This is a genomic window from Streptomyces tibetensis, assembly GCF_040647715.1.
Taxonomy (GTDB): Bacteria; Actinomycetota; Actinomycetes; order Streptomycetales; family Streptomycetaceae; genus Streptomyces; species Streptomyces tibetensis_A.
This window is the reverse complement of sequence record NZ_JBEZCR010000006.1, coordinates 294021-310118: the sequence shown is the minus strand read 5'-3', so window position 1 is coordinate 310118 and position 16098 is coordinate 294021. Positions and strand designations below refer to the sequence as shown.

At 70.3% G+C, this 16098-nt stretch carries 16 protein-coding genes; 15 read left to right on the top strand and 1 reads right to left on the bottom strand.

Annotation, left to right across the window (positions count from 1 at the left end):
• Positions 1 to 26 precede the first annotated feature (26 nt).
• From AB0B29_RS18540 to prcA, 3 genes are all read left to right on the top strand, one after another.
• Positions 27 to 638: an endonuclease VII domain-containing protein gene (locus AB0B29_RS18540; protein WP_362240619.1), complete on the top strand. Its 612-nt coding sequence runs from the start codon at positions 27 to 29 to the stop codon at positions 636 to 638.
• Positions 590 to 1435, top strand: coding sequence for a proteasome subunit beta (prcB, locus tag AB0B29_RS18535; protein WP_362240617.1), 846 nt, complete (start codon positions 590 to 592; stop codon positions 1433 to 1435). The genes AB0B29_RS18540 and prcB overlap by 49 nt, the downstream gene beginning before the upstream one ends.
• Before the next feature lie 67 nt (positions 1436 to 1502).
• The gene (prcA, locus tag AB0B29_RS18530) at positions 1503 to 2243 is read left to right on the top strand and encodes a proteasome subunit alpha (RefSeq protein ID WP_362240614.1); all 741 of its coding nucleotides are present in this window, start codon (positions 1503 to 1505) and stop codon (positions 2241 to 2243) included.
• 206 nt (positions 2244 to 2449) lie between these two features.
• Here prcA and AB0B29_RS18525 read toward each other — a convergent pair whose 3' ends face one another.
• Positions 2450 to 3502, bottom strand: a complete 1053-nt coding sequence (locus AB0B29_RS18525) for a LacI family DNA-binding transcriptional regulator (RefSeq protein WP_362240611.1) — start codon at positions 3500 to 3502, stop codon at positions 2450 to 2452.
• A gap of 46 nt (positions 3503 to 3548) precedes the next feature.
• Here AB0B29_RS18525 and AB0B29_RS18520 point away from each other — a divergent pair, with 46 nt between their 5' ends.
• The 12 genes from AB0B29_RS18520 to AB0B29_RS18465 all read left to right on the top strand — a co-directional run bounded on the left by AB0B29_RS18520 (position 3549) and on the right by AB0B29_RS18465 (position 15988).
• Positions 3549 to 4808 carry an MFS transporter gene (locus AB0B29_RS18520; RefSeq protein ID WP_362240608.1) on the top strand — a complete coding sequence of 420 codons (1260 nt, stop codon included), beginning with the start codon at positions 3549 to 3551 and terminating at the stop codon, positions 4806 to 4808.
• A gap of 9 nt (positions 4809 to 4817) precedes the next feature.
• Complete coding sequence (gene pafA / locus AB0B29_RS18515; protein WP_104778656.1) at positions 4818 to 6179, top strand: Pup--protein ligase; 1362 nt, start codon at positions 4818 to 4820, stop codon at positions 6177 to 6179.
• Between the two features lie 189 nt (positions 6180 to 6368).
• On the top strand, positions 6369 to 7349 hold the full coding sequence (locus tag AB0B29_RS18510) for an FKBP-type peptidyl-prolyl cis-trans isomerase (protein ID WP_362240606.1): 981 nt from the start codon (positions 6369 to 6371) through the stop codon (positions 7347 to 7349).
• A 56-nt stretch (positions 7350 to 7405) separates the two neighbouring features.
• The gene (locus AB0B29_RS18505) at positions 7406 to 7777 is read left to right on the top strand and encodes an FKBP-type peptidyl-prolyl cis-trans isomerase (RefSeq protein ID WP_030243994.1); all 372 of its coding nucleotides are present in this window, start codon (positions 7406 to 7408) and stop codon (positions 7775 to 7777) included.
• 129 nt (positions 7778 to 7906) lie between these two features.
• Positions 7907 to 8884: a helix-turn-helix transcriptional regulator gene (locus AB0B29_RS18500; RefSeq protein WP_362240603.1), complete on the top strand. Its 978-nt coding sequence runs from the start codon at positions 7907 to 7909 to the stop codon at positions 8882 to 8884.
• A 17-nt stretch (positions 8885 to 8901) separates the two neighbouring features.
• On the top strand, positions 8902 to 9975 hold the full coding sequence (locus tag AB0B29_RS18495) for a helix-turn-helix transcriptional regulator (RefSeq protein ID WP_362240600.1): 1074 nt from the start codon (positions 8902 to 8904) through the stop codon (positions 9973 to 9975).
• Between the two features lie 100 nt (positions 9976 to 10075).
• Positions 10076 to 10372 carry a hypothetical protein gene (locus AB0B29_RS18490; RefSeq protein WP_362240597.1) on the top strand — a complete coding sequence of 99 codons (297 nt, stop codon included), beginning with the start codon at positions 10076 to 10078 and terminating at the stop codon, positions 10370 to 10372.
• Between the two features lie 57 nt (positions 10373 to 10429).
• Positions 10430 to 10624 carry a hypothetical protein gene (locus AB0B29_RS18485; RefSeq protein ID WP_362240595.1) on the top strand — a complete coding sequence of 65 codons (195 nt, stop codon included), beginning with the start codon at positions 10430 to 10432 and terminating at the stop codon, positions 10622 to 10624.
• Positions 10625 to 10884: 260 nt separating this feature from the next.
• Positions 10885 to 11166: a Sec-independent protein translocase subunit TatA gene (gene tatA, locus AB0B29_RS18480; protein WP_033311911.1), complete on the top strand. Its 282-nt coding sequence runs from the start codon at positions 10885 to 10887 to the stop codon at positions 11164 to 11166.
• A 47-nt stretch (positions 11167 to 11213) separates the two neighbouring features.
• The gene (gene tatC / locus AB0B29_RS18475; RefSeq protein WP_362240593.1) at positions 11214 to 12176 is read left to right on the top strand and encodes a twin-arginine translocase subunit TatC; all 963 of its coding nucleotides are present in this window, start codon (positions 11214 to 11216) and stop codon (positions 12174 to 12176) included.
• A 31-nt stretch (positions 12177 to 12207) separates the two neighbouring features.
• A complete protein-coding gene (locus AB0B29_RS18470) occupies positions 12208 to 13098 on the top strand; it encodes a diacylglycerol kinase (RefSeq protein WP_362240590.1) in 891 nt (296 codons plus the stop codon).
• Positions 13099 to 13138: 40 nt separating this feature from the next.
• Entirely contained in the window at positions 13139 to 15988 is a 2850-nt protein-coding gene (locus AB0B29_RS18465) for a DEAD/DEAH box helicase (protein WP_362240587.1), read from the top strand.
• Positions 15989 to 16098 lie beyond the last annotated feature (110 nt).

Genomic DNA, 16098 nt, shown 5'->3' with positions numbered 1-16098 from the left:
AGCCTTTGATCTGAAGGTGGCGGGGGATGGAAGCGGCCAGCGAGCCGAACGCGAAGCAGTGCAGGAAGTGTCGGCGCGATCTGCCTCTTGCTGCATTTGCCCGTGACAGAAATCGGCGTGACGGCCTCCAGGTGCACTGCCGGGAGTGCGTGGCGAAGTACAGCGCTGCGCACTGCCGGCGCCGCCGGGAGGCGCTGGGGAAGCCGGTCCGGGAGCAGGTTGACGTTCCGGCTGGGTACAAGCTCTGTCGGACGTGTGGCGAGATCAAGCCTCACAGCGAGTGGCACCGCAACGCCACCGCTTCCGACGGACTGTCAACGCGCTGCAAGGCATGCCGGGCGGTACAGGGTCGGCAGGGGCATCTGAAGCGCCAGTACGGAATCACAGAAGCCGAACGCGACGGTCTGATCGCCTCCCAGGGAGGCGTGTGTTGTATTTGTCTGTCGGCCGTGCCCGAGCATGTGGATCACTGCCACAAGACGGGTAGGGTCCGAGGCGTACTGTGCTTCAGCTGCAACGCCGCGCTGGGGCAGTTCAAGGATCGGCCCGATGCCATAAGGCGGGCTGCCGCTTATGTGGAAGGAATCGCGTGGAAGCCAACACTCGTAGCACCGGGCGTCTACCAGCTGCCTTCCTGACGCCAGGGTCTTCCTCCTTCATGGACTTCCTGTCGGAACACCAGCCGGAGATCCTGCCCGGCAACCGGCAGCTGCCTCCCACCCAGGGCGTGATCGAGGCACCGCACGGGACGACGATCGTCGCCGTGACGTTCCCCGGCGGTGTGGTCCTCGCCGGTGACCGGCGGGCCACCATGGGCAACGTCATCGCGCAGCGGGACATCGAGAAGGTCTTCCCGGCCGACGAGTACTCGGCGGTGGGCATCGCCGGCACGGCGGGCCTGGCCGTGGAGATGGTGAAGCTGTTCCAGCTGGAGCTGGAGCACTTCGAGAAGGTCGAGGGTGCGCAGCTGTCCCTGGAGGGCAAGGCGAACCGGCTGTCGACGATGATCCGCTCCAACCTCGGCATGGCCATGCAGGGCCTGGCCGTGGTGCCGCTGTTCGCCGGGTACGACGTGGACCGCGGCAAGGGCCGGATCTTCTCCTACGACGTCACGGGCGGCCGCTCCGAGGAGCACAACTACGCGGCCACCGGTTCCGGGTCGATCTTCGCGCGGGGTGCGATGAAGAAGCTGTTCCGGGACGACCTGAGTGAGGCCGAGGCCACGACGCTCGTGGTACAGGCTCTTTACGACGCGGCAGACGACGACTCGGCGACCGGTGGTCCCGATGTCGCCCGCCGGATCTATCCCATCGTCACCGTGATCACCGACGACGGGTTCCGCCGGCTCACCGAGAGCGAGGCGTCCGAGATCGCGCGCTCGATTCTGGAGCGGCGGCTGGAGCAGCCTGACGGGCCGCGGGCCGCGCTGCTGTAGCGGCGTTCGTCTTCGTGGAGGTGGTCCAGTGAACCGACGGAATCTTCAAGAGAGGGACGGATAACCGGTGTCGACGCCGTTCTATGTCTCACCCCAGCAGGCCATGGCCGACCGGGCGGAGTACGCCCGCAAGGGCATCGCCCGTGGTCGCAGCCTGGTCGTGCTGCAGTTCGCTGACGGCATCGTGTTCGTCGGCGAGAACCCGTCCCGTGCGTTGCACAAGTTCAGCGAGATCTATGACCGGATCGGCTTCGCGGCTGCCGGCAAGTACAACGAGTACGAGAACCTGCGGATCGGTGGTGTGCGCTATGCCGATCTGCGGGGCTACACCTACGACCGGGACGATGTGACGGCCCGGGGCCTGGCGAACGTGTACGCGCAGACGCTGGGCACGATCTTCTCGAGCGCGGCCGAGAAGCCGTACGAGGTGGAGCTGGTCGTCGCGGAGGTCGGGGAGACGCCCGAGGGTGACCAGATCTACCGGTTGCCGCATGACGGTTCCATCGTGGACGAGCACGGCTCGGTCGCGGTGGGCGGTAATGCCGAGCAGATCAGCAGCTATCTGGACCAGCGTCACGAGGAGGGTATGACTCTCGCGGAGGCGCTGAAGCTGGCGGTGCAGGCGCTGTCCCGTGACACCAACGGCAGCGAGCGGGAGATCCCGGCGGAGCGGCTGGAGGTCGCCGTGCTGGACCGTACGCGTCCGCAGAAGCGCAAGTTCAAGCGGATCAGCGGGCCTCAGCTGTCCCGTCTGCTCGCTGCGGGTGCCGCCGGCGGTTCCGAGGGGGCCTCGGAGGACGCCGAGTAGTTCTGACGTGGTGTGACGCGCTCCGGGCAGTGTGATCGTGGCCGGGGCGCGTCGCTGTGTGCGCAGCTGCGGGCAGTCGTGCCGCTGGGGCGGCGCGGGTGGGCGTGGGGGTCCCCCCTGTTCGAGCGAAGTCGAGAGCTTGGGGGAGGCACCCCGCTACGCCGGGCTGCGGTCCCACCCGGCCCCTGCGGCAAGGGCCCGCACGGTCAACGCGGTGGGGCCGTGGAGCTTCGTACCATCAGCTGTACCGGGATGTTCCCGCTCTCGGGGGTGCGGTCCTCCAGGACGGCCAGCAGGGCCCGCATGCCCCGCTCTCCGAACAGCTCGGCGTTGAGGTGGACCGTCGTGAGTTCGGGGTCCATGGCCGTCGCGAGGGCCAGGTCGTCGACGCCGGTGACCGACAGGTCGTCGGGGATGTGCAACCCCAGGCGGCGGGCCGCCTTGTACGTGCCAGCCGCGAGCTGGTCGTCGTCGCAGATCACGGCGGTGGGGCGGGCGCCGGGAGCCGAGAGTGCGGCTTCGGCGGCGGCCAGGGCTCCCTCGATGGAGATCGGTGAGCGGGCCGTGCGCACCGTCGTGTCCGGTACTTCCGCCAGCCGGGCCGCCAGTTCCTGCGCGCGTACCTCGAAGGTCCAGGAGGGGACGTCCGCGGCCAGGTGGAGGAAGTGGCGGTGGCCCAGGGACAGCAGGTGTTGCGCGGCCTGCCGGATGCCGTCGGCGATGTCGAGGTTGACCGTCGCCGCTCCGAGGCTGCCGTCCGGGTCGCTGTCCAGCATCACGAGGGGGAGTGCCTCGCCGCGGATGGCGGTGAGTGCGTCGGCGGCCATGGATGAGGCGATCACGCCGTCCAGTGCGGCCTGTGCGGAGGCGAAGGGGTCGCGGGCCGGGCCGATGCCTTCGGGGGAGGGGTAGAGGACCACGCCGAAGCCGTGTTCGGCGGCGATGCGGGCGGCGCCGGTGTAGACGCCGGCGAAGAACTCCGTGGTGAGGGCGGGGACGACGAGCAGGACCGTGCGGGTGTGTCCCAGGCGCAGGTTGCGGGCGGCCAGGTTCGGGCGGTAGCCGAGGTCGCGGGCGGCTTCGCGGACGCGCTCGGCGGTGGCCTGCGAGACCCGGCCGCGCCACTTGTCGCCGAGGACCAGGGAGACGGCTGCCTGGGAGACGCCGGCGGCCTGGGCGACGTCCCGGCTCGTGGGTCGGGTGCTGCCTCGTGCCACCGTCGGCCTGCTCTTTCGTCTGGACTCGTGAACAGCGGCCATGGTACGTATGAGATCCGACGTTATACGTAAAACCTGAGGGCGGGACATGGCCACGGGATACCTGGAGATCCTTCGGGCGCGACATGCCGCCCGGCTGCTCGTCGGCACGCTGGTGGGCAGGCTGCCCAACGCCACGGCCGCCATCGCGATCGTGCTGTTCGTCCGGGCGGAGGGCGGTACCTACAGCCTGGCGGGGGCGCTGGCGGCCGTCTACGGAGTCGCCAACGCCGTCGGGCAGCCCGTGCTGGGCAGGATCGTGGACCTGCGGGGGCAGCCGCGGGTGCAGCTGCCCGCGGCCGTCCTCTCCGCACTGGCGATGGCCGTCTTCGCCTTCGCCGGCATCGGGTCGCTGCCGCTCGCGTATGCCGCGGTGGCCGGTGCCGGGCTCTTCACGCCGCCCCTGGAGGGCGGCCTGCGGGCGCTGTGGCCCTCCGTGCTGCGTAGGGAGGACCAGGTGCACACGGCGTACGCCATGGACGCCGTGGCCCAGGAGGTGATGTTCACCGTCGGGCCGCTGCTGGTGACGTTGTGCGTGTCGCTGTGGTCGACCCAGGCCGCGCTGCTCGTGCTGAACGCGGTCGGGGTGCTGGGCGCGCTGTCCGTGGTGGTGTCGGAGCCCTCGCGCGCGTGGCGGTCGGCGCCGCGTGAGGCGCACTGGCTCGGCGCGCTGCGCTCGCCCGGGCTGCTCGCGCTGCTGGCGGCCTTCCTGTTCATCGGGATGGCGCTCGGGTCCATCACGGTCGCTTCCGTGCCCTACGCGGACGAGCACGGCGGGGATGCGGTGTATGGCTGGCTGATGGCCGCCCTGGGGTTCGGGGCGCTGGTCGGCGGTGCGGTCTACGGGGCCCGGCAGTGGGCCGGTGAGCCCGCTCGGCGACTGCGGGTGCTGGTGGCGCTTCTGGTGGTGTGTTACCTGCCGCTGATGCTGATGCCGGACGCGGTCGCCATGGTCGCGCTGACCGCGCTCGCCGGGGTCTTCCTCGCCCCCGCCATCGCCTGTGCGTTCGTCCTGGTCGACCGGCACGCCCCGCGCGGCACGGTCACCGAGGCGTTCTCCTGGCTGGTGACGACGTTCACCGTGGGCCACTCGGTCGGAACCGGCGTCGCGGGGCCGGTCGTCGAAGCGGGCGGGGCCTTGTGGGGCTTCGCCGTGCCGGCTGTCGCAGGTGGCGTGTCCTTGCTGGTTTTGACGGTCACGGGACGGGTAGTCGCAGCTCCCGGCCAGGGAGCGGTTGTTGCGACGGGTTCGGAAAATGATCCGAACCGTGCCGTCGAACCCCGTTTCAGTTCGGGGGATCGGGCGTAATGTTCCCTCATGGACCGCCGCATTTTCGGGCTGGAGAACGAGTACGGCGTCACGTGCACGTTCAGGGGACAGCGCCGCCTGTCTCCTGACGAGGTGGCGCGGTACCTCTTCCGCCGTGTCGTGTCATGGGGCCGAAGCAGCAACGTCTTTCTGCGAAACGGCGCCCGCCTCTATCTCGACGTGGGATCGCATCCGGAATACGCGACACCGGAATGTGACAACGTGACCGAACTGGTCACCCACGACAAAGCGGGCGAGCGCATTCTCGAGGGACTCCTGGTGGACGCCGAACGACGCCTGCACGAGGAGGGAATCGCGGGCGACGTCTACCTCTTCAAGAACAACACCGACTCGGCGGGCAACTCCTACGGCTGCCACGAGAACTATCTGGTGGCCCGGCACGGGGAGTTCTCCCGTCTCGCGGACATTCTGATTCCGTTCCTGGTCACCCGCCAGCTGCTGTGCGGTGCGGGCAAGGTGCTGCAGACTCCGCGGGGCGCCGTGTACTGCGTCAGCCAGCGCGCCGAGCACATCTGGGAGGGCGTCTCCTCGGCGACGACCCGTTCCCGGCCCATCATCAACACGCGTGACGAGCCGCACGCGGACGCCGAGCGCTACCGTCGCCTGCACGTCATCGTGGGTGACTCCAACATGTCCGAGACGACCATGCTGCTCAAGGTCGGCGCCACCGACCTGGTGCTGCGCATGATCGAGGCGGGCACGGTGATGCGGGACCTCACCCTGGAGAACCCGATCCGGGCGATCCGCGAGGTCAGCCACGACATCACCGGCCGGCGCAAGGTGCGCCTGGCCAGCGGACGCGAGGCCTCCGCCCTGGAGGTGCAGCGCGAGTACTACGAGAAGGCCCTGGACTTCTGCGAGCGCCGGGGCATCCGCACCGGCACCGTCGAGCAGGTCCTGGAGCTGTGGGGCCGCACGCTGGACGCGATCGAGTCCGAGGACCTGGACCGCATCGGCACCGAGATCGACTGGGTCATGAAGTACAAGCTCATCGAGCGGTACCGCGCCAAGCACAACATGACCATGTCGCACCCGAGGGTCGCCCAGATAGACCTCGCCTACCACGACATCCACCGCCGTCGTGGCCTGTACTACCTGCTCGAGAAGAAGGGCCAGGCGGCCCGTATCTGCAACGATCTGAAGATCTTCGAGGGCAAGTCCGTCCCGCCGCAGACCACGCGCGCCCGGCTGCGCGGCGACTTCATCCGGCGGGCCCAGGAACAGCGCCGTGACTTCACGGTCGACTGGGTCCACCTCAAGCTCAACGACCAGGCTCAGCGGACCGTGCTGTGCAAGGACCCGTTCCGTTCCGTGGACGACCGGGTGGAAAAGCTGATCGCCGGAATGTGAGCCGCATCCGGCCGTCCGGGAAGCCGGTGCCCGAAGGTTTTCGTGCCTTCGGGCACCGGCTTTTCTTCGCCGGTCCGGCTCGTGCGGGAGCGGCCGGGGCGGTGTCGTGTCGCGCGGTATGAGGAGTGCGGAGCGGGCACGCCGTAGAGTGGCTGGCATTGCCCCCCACCTCCGATCCCAGTTGGACTGATGAACTACAACACGAAACGACTCGTGGCCGCGCTGCTGGCCGTTCCCGCCCTGTTGTTCACCGCCGCGTGCGGATCGGACGACGGGAACAACGGCGATACGGCGGGAGGCGTCGCCGAGGTCAAGGGGGAAGTCGGGGCGAAGCCCGAGATCTCCGTTCCCAAGGACGGCAAGCCGTCCGACAAGACCGTGGTCAAGACGCTCTCGGCGGGCACCGGCGCCCCGATCAAGGGCTCGGACTTCGTCCGCCTGGACTGGACCGTCGAGAAGTGGGGCGGCGGCCAGGAGCTGGGCGGCACCTGGGCCGCGGGGTCGACGGGTGACAAGGCGCCCCGGCGGCAGTCCATCGAGCAGATCGGCAAGCCGAGCCAGCAGCTCCCCGAGAAGGTCCTCGACGCGGTGAAGGGCAAGAAGCCCGGCAGCCGTGTCCTGGTGCAGGGCACCGCGGGTGATCTGATCGGGCAGAGCCTGAACACGTCCTCCGGTGTCTCCGCGAAGGACGTGCTGATCTGGGTGGTCGACCCGGTCGGTGCCGCGAGCGTCGACACCAAGGCCGAGGCCGAGGGCGAGCAGGCGCCCTCCGAGCCGGGCATGCCCGAGGTGAAGTCGCCCTCCCAGAAGGCCGCGGTCATCACCGTCCCCAAGGGTGAGAAGGCTCCCAAGGACCTCAAGGAACAGGTGCTGATCAAGGGCGACGGCAAGAAGGTCGAGGCGGGCCAGGGCCTCATCGCCCAGTACACCGGGGTCAAGTGGGAGGACGGCAAGAAGTTCGACTCCTCCTGGGACCACGGCGGCGCCACCGCCTTCCAGATCGGCAACGGCTCCGTGGTGGCAGGCTGGGACAAGGGCCTCGTCGGCAAGCACGTGGGCGACCGGGTGCTGCTGGTGATCCCGCCCTCGCTCGGCTACGGCGCGAGCCCGCAGAGCGAGCTGTCCAAGAACACGCTGGTCTTCACGGTGGACATCCTCGGCACGGTCTGACCCGGCCGGTCTGTGAGACTGTTCCCGACGAAGGTCACGTAACAAGGAGAGATGAAGTGAGCATCGACAAGCCCGAGATCGACTTCCCGGGCGGCGAGCCCCCGGCGGACCTCGAGATCAAGGACATCTGGGAGGGCGACGGCCCGGTCGCGCAGGCCGGCCAGACCGTCACCGTGCACTACGTGGGTGTCTCCTTCAGCACCGGCGAGGAGTTCGACGCGAGCTGGAACCGCGGCACCCCGTTCCGCTTCCCGCTGGGCGGCGGCCGGGTCATCAAGGGCTGGGACCAGGGCGTGCAGGGCATGAAGGTCGGCGGCCGTCGCCAGCTGACCATCCCCGCCCACCTCGCCTACGGCAACCAGAGCCCGACTCCGGCGATCAAGCCCGGCGAGACGCTGATCTTCGTGGTCGACCTGCTCGGAGTCTGAGCAAGCTCCGGACAGACTCGATCACGTGGGGCCCATGCCTGTTCGGGCATGGGCCCTCGGCTTTTGCCGTGCCACCGTGTGGCGGTACGGTCATCGCTCGTAAGCACCATAGGGAGGCGAAGCGCGTCGATGGCCATTGCCAAGGCGGAGCGGCTGATGAATCTGGCGCTGTGTCTGCTCGGGACGCGGCGCCCGCTCAGCAAGCGTGAGCTGCGCGACTCCATCGAGGCCTACGTCGAGGCCTTCGGGCCGGGCAACGGCACGACCGGCTCCGATGATTCCTTCAACCGCATGTTCGAGCGCGACAAGGACGACCTGCGCGAACTGGGGCTGGTCATCGAGACCGTCGAGAGCCTCGAGGGCGAGATCGGCTACCTGGCCCGCCGTGACAGCAACCGCCTCCCGCCCATCACCCTGGACGCCGAGGAGGCCGCCGCCCTCGGGCTGGCCGCCAAGGTGTGGCAGCAGGCCCGGCTCGCCGGAGCGGCCAGCGGCGCCCTGCAGAAGCTGCGCGCGGCCGGCCTCCCCGAGGACGTCGACCCCTACGGGTCGCACGGCGCCCTGGAGCCGCGCATCCCGGTGCACGAGGCGGCGTTCGAGCCGCTGATGCTGGCCTGCCGGGACCGCAGGCCCGTCGCCTTCGACTACCGCAAGGCCACCGCCGCCCATCCCGAGCAGCGGCACGTGGAGCCCTGGGCGCTGGAGTGCTGGCGGGGCCACTGGTACCTGGCGGGCTGGGACCGCGACCGCGGCGCCGAGCGGGTCTTCCGGCTGTCGCGGATCACCGGCAAGGTCCGCTCGCGCGGCGGCCGCTACACCGCCGAGGTGCCGGACGTCGTCACCGTCCGCGAGACCGTGGCGAGCTGGGCCGGGGAGGTCGCCGACCGTTCGGCGCGGATCCGGCTGCGGGCGGGGGCGGGGTACCCCCTTCGGGCGAAGGCCACCTCCGTGCGGGAACTCGGCGACGGCTGGGACGAGTTGGAGATTCCGTACGGTCACGGGCTGGACGCCTGGCTGGTGGAGTTCGGGCCGGACGTGGTCGTCCTGGAGCCCGCCGAGCTGCGGGCCGACGTGGTGGACCGGCTGCGGGCCGTGGCCAAGGGCTGAGGGGGAGCGGAAAGACAGTGGCAGGCAAACCGGTCAGGCCCGTGAACGCCATCGACCAGACCCGTCGGATGCTTTCGCTGGTGACGTATCTGAAGGAGCGTCCCGGGGCCCGGGTCGAGGATGTCGCGCGTGCCTTCGGCATCAGCGAGGACGAGCTGGTCTCCGACCTGGACGTGCTGCCCATGTGCGGCACCAGCTTCCGCGGCGGCGACCTGCTCGACATCGACACCGACGGCGAGCGCATCTGGTGGCACAACCCGGCGGCGCTCGCGGCGGAGGCCGCCGAGCCGCTCCGGCTCGCCGCCGACGAGGCCACCGCGCTGCTCGTCGCCGCCCGGGCGGTGTCCACGCTGCCCGGCCTGCGCGAGAGCGACCGGCAGGCGCTGCTGCGGGCGACGGCGAAGGTGGAGACAGCGGCCGGTGAGGCGGCGGGTGCCAGCTCGCGCCTTTCGGTGACCTTCGAGTCCGAGGGCGGCGTCTTCGCGGACGTCGACCGCGCGATCGCCGAGCGCCGCCGACTGTGGATCCGCTACTACTCGCCCGCGCGCGACGAGGTCACCGAGCGGGAGATCGACCCCATTCGCCTGGTCAGCGTCGGGCACACCTATGTCGAGGCCTGGTGCCGCCGCTCCGAGGCGCGCCGTACCTTCCGGCTCGACCGGGTCGCCGAGATCAAGATCCTCGACGAGCCGTCGGCGCCGCCCGAGATCGAGCTGCGCGACCTCTCGGAGGCGCTGGTGCAGCCGGCGGCCGAGGACCCGGAGGTCGTGATCGAGGTAGGGCCCGGCGGCCGATGGGTCGCGGAGTACTACCCGCACGACAGTGCGGATGAGCTCCCGGACGGTGGGTTGCGTATCACTCTGCGGACCCCCGACCCGGCGTCGCTGCGGCGCCTGGCGCTGCGGCTCGGGCGGGACGGCCGGATCGTCTCGCCGCCGGAGCTCGCCGACAGCGCCCGGCGGGCGGCCCGGGAGGCGCTGGCGGCGTACGACGGGATCGAGGCGGCGCGGACGGCCGGAGTCGCGCAGGACGTGCGCGGACCGCACGCGGTGCGGACCGTCCCGGACGGGCCGGGCGACGGACCGGCGTGAGCCACAGACGCCCTCGGGGGTCCACGGCCGGGCCACGGCCGGACCGCGACACCGGTCGTGCACCCCTGAGGCGTACGACCCCAGGAAGAGGAGCGAGGGCTTGAGCGAGTCGTTGACGTCCGGTGGTGTCGGGGGCATGACGGTGGAGTCCGCGTTCGCGGGGATGAGAAGCGTGACCCCGGTCGTGTTCCGGGCGGGCTGCCCCGACTGCCGGGAGCACTGCGAGCTCGCCGCGGGCGCGCTGCGCCTGGCCATCGGGGCCACGAGCCGCACCACCTTCTACTCCTTCACCTGCCCGGAGTGCGGCGCGTCCGTCCGCAAGCCCGCGGGGGAGCGGATCGTGGAGCTGCTCACCGGCGGCGGTGTACGGACCCTGCGGCTGCACTCCACCGTCTAGTGGGCCGGCGGGTGGGGCGGGATTTCCGGCCGTCCGGAAAGGTCTAGGCTCGGCGTCATGTTCTGGCCGATGTTCGCGGTAGCGCTGGGTTTCGTGGGTCTCGTCGTGCTCGGGGTGCTCGCCGTGCGGGTCTTCGTCGAGGCGGAGCGCCTGGGCAGGCAGGTCGCGGACTCCGCCCGCCGGATCAACCGGGCCGCCGAGGACCTGGAGCGGTCGGCGCAGAGCGCGGCCCGTTCCGTCGACGCTCTGTGAGGTGCCCGGCGGACGGCTGTGAGTTGCGTTTCGGGACACTTCGCCCTGTCACGTCGGCGGTTCGTACAGGTACGCTGCTGGTCGCGGCCCGGTTAACGAGGCACTGGTCGCGGACGGGCGTGCGCACACGGGATGCACAGGGATTGCCCCACGTTTACCCCCGGGCGTTACGATCGCTGCCAGCACGGCCGTTCGGACAAGTGTCCGACCGGTCGGACAGCACCCCCACCACAGCCGCCTCGGTGAGAAGGTAAAGACTTATGTTCGGAAGGCTCGGAGCCCCCGAGATCATTCTCATCCTCGTCGTCATCATCCTGCTGTTCGGCGCGAAGAAGCTTCCGGACATGGCTCGGTCGCTCGGAAAGTCGGCCCGCATCCTCAAGAGCGAGGCCAAGGCGATGAAGGACGAGAACAAGTCGTCCACGACCCCGGCCGGCCCGCCCAACAACGACGAGCCCTCGCAGCGCACGATCCAGGCAGCGCCCGGTGACGTGACCAGCTCGCGCCCGGTCAACGAGCCCACGGACACGACCAAGCGCTGACGCAGGGCCGGTGACCTCCGGCCCGCCGCACGAGATGGGAACGTGGGTTGCTGAAGTCTGCCCGCAAGCAGGAGAGGGATCCCGAGGGGCGCATGCCCCTCGCGGAGCACCTTCGCGAGCTCCGCAACCGGCTCGCCAAGGCGATGCTGGCGATCGTCCTCGTCACGGTCGTCGCCGCCTTCTTCTACAACGACATCATCAACTTGATCACCAAGCCGATCCTCGACTCGGTCGGCTGTGACAAGACCTTCGCGGAACTGGCCAGGTCGCAGCCCGGCGCGAAGCCCTGTGCGCAGATCACCATCAACGGCCTGCTCACCCCCTTCACGCTGGCGCTGAAGGTGTCCTTGATGGCCGGCGTCGTCTTCGCCTCGCCGATCTGGCTCTACCAGCTGTGGGCCTTCGTCGCACCGGGCCTGCACCGGCACGAGAAGAAGTACGCCTACGCCTTCGTCGGCACCGGCGCCCCGCTGTTCCTCGTCGGCGCCTACTTCGCGTACACGGTCCTGCCCACCACGGCGAAGGTGCTCCTCGAGTTCACCCCGGGCGGCACGTCCAACCTGTTGCCGCTGGACGATCTGCTCGATCTGGTCATGCGGATGGTGCTGGTCTTCGGCCTCTCCTTCGAGCTGCCCCTCCTGCTGGTCATGCTCAACCTCACCGGGGTGCTCACCGGCAAGCGCATGCTCGGCTGGTGGCGCGGCATGATCATGGCCATCACGGTCTTCGCGGCCGTCGCCACGCCCAGCACCGACCCGCTGACCATGCTGGCGCTCGCGGCGCCCATCTGGGTCCTGTACTTCGCGGCCGTCGCCTTCTCCCTGCTCAACGACCGCCGCAAGGCCCGCCGCGAGGCCCTCGGCCCCGCCGACGACGAGGCCTCCGAGCTGGATCTCACCCCCGAGGACATCGGCGAGATCGAGCCCGTGACGACCAGCCGCGCGGCGCTGCCCGAGCAGGCGAGCTCGGAACGCACGGACCGGGTCAACGGTTATGACGACGTGACCTGAAGACCGGCGGACAGCTCGTAGGGTCGGTCCCGTGACCAGCGAGATCACCCTCTTCGTCAACCCCACCGCGGGCCGCGGCCGGGGCGCCCGCGCGGCGCAGCCGGCCGCTTCCGCGTTGCGGGCGGCCGGCTTCTCGGTCCGTACCGTCCTCGGGGAGGACGCCGCGGACGCCCTCGTCCGCGCGCGTGCGGCCGTCGAGTCCGGCACGGGCGCGTTGATCGCCGTCGGCGGCGACGGGATGGCGGGCCTCGCGCTCCAGGCACTCGCCGGCACCCGCACCCCGCTCGGCCTGGTCGCGGTCGGCACCGGCAACGACTTCGCCCGCGCCCTCGGCCTGCCCGTGCGGGAGCCGGCCGCCGCGGGCCGCATGATCGCCGACGCCCTCAAGTGCGGCCGGATCCGCGACATCGACCTGGGGCAGGTCGGCGACCGCCGGTTCGGCACCGTCCTCGCCTCCGGCTTCGACTCCCGCGTCAACGACCGCGGCAACCGCATGCGATGGCCCACCGGCCGCCTGAAGTACGACCTGGCGATGATCGCCGAACTCGCCGGGTTCCGGCCCGTGCCGTACCGGATCCGGCTCGACGACGGCGAGGTCCGTGAGGTCGAGGCGACCCTCGTGGCCGTCGGCAACGGCTCCTCGTACGGCGGCGGTATGCGGATCTGTCCCGGTGCCGATCTGACCGACGGGCTGTTCGACGTGACGGTGGTCGGCGACTGCGGCCGCGGCACGCTGCTGCGGGTGTTCCCGCGGGTGTACCGGGGGACGCACGTCGAGCATCCGAAGGTGACCGTGTGGCGGGCGGCGCGGGTGGAGATCGCCGCCGAGAGCGTCACCGGCTACGCCGACGGGGAGCCGCTCGGCCCGCTGCCGCTGAGCGCGCGCTGTGTGCGCGGGGGCGTGCGGGTCGTCGGCCCCTGAGCTGCGCGGATCCGAGGTTTCACAGCAACGGATCCGGATAATGATCGTCCTGTTGTCAGTGCGGCCCGGTACGCTCGAAGGCACGATGACAGAGGATCTCTCCCCGGCCGAGCGGTACGCGGCAGCCCGCAAGCGCGCTGCCGAGCAGGCCACCGCGCTCGCCTCCTTCCGCGAGATGTACGACTTCGGCCTCGACCCCTTCCAGATCGAGTCCTGCCAGGCGCTCGAGGCGGGAAAGGGCGTGCTCGTCGCCGCGCCCACCGGCTCCGGCAAGACGATCGTCGGCGAGTTCGCCGTCCACCTCGCCCTCCAGCAGGGCAAGAAGTGCTTCTACACGACACCCATCAAGGCCCTGTCGAACCAGAAGTACGCCGATCTGTGCCGCCGCTACGGCACGGACAAGGTGGGCCTGCTGACCGGCGACAACAGCGTCAACTCCGAGGCTCCGGTGGTGGTGATGACCACCGAGGTACTGAGGAACATGCTGTACGCCGGGTCCCAGACCCTCCTCGGCCTCGGTTACGTGGTCATGGACGAGGTGCACTACCTCTCCGACCGGTTCCGCGGGGCCGTGTGGGAAGAAGTGATCATTCACCTCCCCGAGTCGGTCACGCTCGTCTCGCTCTCGGCGACCGTGTCCAACGCCGAGGAGTTCGGCGACTGGCTGGACACGGTCCGCGGCGACACCGAGGTGGTCGTCTCCGAGCACCGGCCCGTCCCGCTGTTCCAGCACGTGCTGGCCGGGCGGCGGATGTACGACCTGTTCGAGGAGGGGGAGGGCAACAGAAAGGCCGTCAACCCCGATCTCACGCGCATGGCGCGCATGGAGGCGAGCCGGCCGTCGTACCAGGACCGCCGGCGCGGCCGGTCCATGCGCGAGGCCGACCGTGAGCGCGAGCGCCGCCAGCGGTCCCGGATCTGGACGCCGAGCCGGCCCGAGGTCATCGAGCGGCTCGACGCCGAGGGGCTGTTGCCCGCCATCACCTTCATCTTCAGCCGCGCCGCCTGCGAGGCCGCCGTCCAGCAGTGCCTGTACGCGGGGCTCCGGCTCAACGACGACGAGGCGCGCGAGCGGGTCCGCGCCCTGGTCGAGGAGCGCACGGCGTCCATCCCTACGGAGGACCTGCACGTCCTCGGCTACTACGAGTGGCTGGAGGGCCTGGAGCGGGGCATCGCGGCCCACCACGCGGGCATGCTGCCGACCTTCAAGGAAGTCGTCGAGGAGCTGTTCGTGCGCGGCCTGGTCAAGGCCGTGTTCGCGACCGAGACCCTCGCCCTCGGCATCAACATGCCCGCCCGCTCGGTGGTGCTGGAGAAGCTCGTCAAGTGGAACGGCGAGCAGCACGCGGACATCACCGCGGGCGAGTTCACCCAGCTGACGGGCCGGGCCGGGCGGCGTGGCATCGACGTCGAGGGCCACGCCGTGGTGCTCTGGCAGCGCGGCCTGAGCCCCGAGCACCTCGCGGGCCTGGCCGGCACCCGCACGTACCCGCTGCGCTCCAGCTTCAAGCCGTCGTACAACATGGCGGTCAACCTGGTCGAGCAGTTCGGGCGGCACCGCTCGCGCGAGCTGCTGGAGACGTCGTTCGCGCAGTTCCAGGCGGACAAGTCGGTGGTCGGCATCTCCCGGCAGGTGCAGCGCAACGAGGAGGGTCTGGAGGGCTACAAGGCCTCCATGACCTGTCACCTCGGCGACTTCGAGGAGTACGCGCGGCTGCGCCGCGAGCTGAAGGACCGGGAGAACGAGATCGCCCGGCAGGGCGTGGCACAGCGGCGCGCGGAGGCCGCCGTCGCGCTGGAGAAGCTGAAGCCCGGTGACGTCATCCACGTCCCCACCGGCAAGTACGCGGGCCTGGCGCTGGTGCTGGACCCGGGCCTGCCGGCGGGCCGTTCGAACGGTCACCGCGGCTTCGACCACCACGACGGGCCGCGCCCGCTGGTGCTGACCGCCGAGCGGCAGGTGAAGCGGCTGGCGTCGATGGACTTCCCGGTGCCGGTCGAGCCGCTGGACCGGATGCGGATCCCGAAGTCCTTCAACCCCCGCTCCCCGCAGTCCCGTCGGGACCTGGCGTCCGCGCTGCGCACCAAGGCGGGGCACATCCCGGCCGAGCGGCACCGCAAGCGGCGCTCCCAGGCGGCCGACGACCGCGAGATCTCCCGGCTGCGGACCGCGCTGCGCGCGCATCCCTGCCACGGCTGCAACGACCGTGAGGATCACGCCCGTTGGGCCGAGCGGTACCACCGGCTGCTGCGGGACACCTCGCAGCTGGAGCGGCGGATCGAGGGCCGGACGAACACCATCGCCCGGACGTTCGACCGTATCGTGGCCCTGCTGACCGAGCTGGACTATCTGCGCGCCGACGAGGTCACCGAGCACGGCAGGCGGCTGGCGCGGCTGTACGGCGAGCTGGACCTGCTCGCCAGCGAGTGCCTGCGCGAGGGTGTCTGGGAGGGCCTTGGCCCGGCCGAACTCGCTGCCTGTGTGTCGGCGTTGGTGTTCGAGTCGCGTGTCGCGGACGACGCGATGGCGCCGAAGGTGCCGTCCGGGAAGGCCAAGGCCGCGCTGGGCGAGATGGTGCGGATCTGGGGGCGGCTGGACGCGCTGGAGGAGGAGTTCCGGATCACCCAGACCGAGGGGGTCGGGCAGCGCGAGCCCGATCTCGGCTTCGCCTGGGCCGCGTACGAGTGGGCCTCCGGGAAGGGGCTCGACGAGGTACTGCGTGAGGCGGAGATGCCGGCGGGGGACTTCGTGCGGTGGTGCAAGCAGGTCATCGACGTGCTGGGGCAGATCGCGGCGGCTGCTCCGCAGGGGTCTTCCGTGGTGAAGAACGCGCGCAAGGCCGTTGATCTGTTGCTGCGGGGCGTGGTCGCCTACTCGTCGGTGGGGTGAGCTCGTTGGGCGGGTGCGGGTAGTTCGTGGTTGCCCGCGTAGTTCCCCGCGCTCCTTGAGGGCGCTGTTCCGAGAGTCCCTCACTCAAAACGGTGGGGGACTTTCGTATG

Excerpts from the sequence above, each read along its gene's own strand:
- AB0B29_RS18540 (WP_362240619.1), top strand. The coding sequence starts at position 27 with ATGGAAGCGGCCAGCGAGCCGAACGCGAAGCAGTGCAGGAAGTGTCGG.
- AB0B29_RS18525 (WP_362240611.1), bottom strand. The coding sequence starts at position 3,502 with ATGGCCGCTGTTCACGAGTCCAGACGAAAGAGCAGGCCGACGGTGGCA.
- AB0B29_RS18520 (WP_362240608.1), top strand. The coding sequence starts at position 3,549 with ATGGCCACGGGATACCTGGAGATCCTTCGGGCGCGACATGCCGCCCGG.
- pafA (WP_104778656.1), top strand. The coding sequence starts at position 4,818 with ATGGACCGCCGCATTTTCGGGCTGGAGAACGAGTACGGCGTCACGTGC.
- AB0B29_RS18510 (WP_362240606.1), top strand. The coding sequence starts at position 6,369 with ATGAACTACAACACGAAACGACTCGTGGCCGCGCTGCTGGCCGTTCCC.
- AB0B29_RS18500 (WP_362240603.1), top strand. The coding sequence starts at position 7,907 with ATGGCCATTGCCAAGGCGGAGCGGCTGATGAATCTGGCGCTGTGTCTG.
- AB0B29_RS18485 (WP_362240595.1), top strand. The coding sequence starts at position 10,430 with ATGTTCTGGCCGATGTTCGCGGTAGCGCTGGGTTTCGTGGGTCTCGTC.
- tatA (WP_033311911.1), top strand. The coding sequence starts at position 10,885 with ATGTTCGGAAGGCTCGGAGCCCCCGAGATCATTCTCATCCTCGTCGTC.
- AB0B29_RS18465 (WP_362240587.1), top strand. The coding sequence starts at position 13,139 with ATGATCGTCCTGTTGTCAGTGCGGCCCGGTACGCTCGAAGGCACGATG.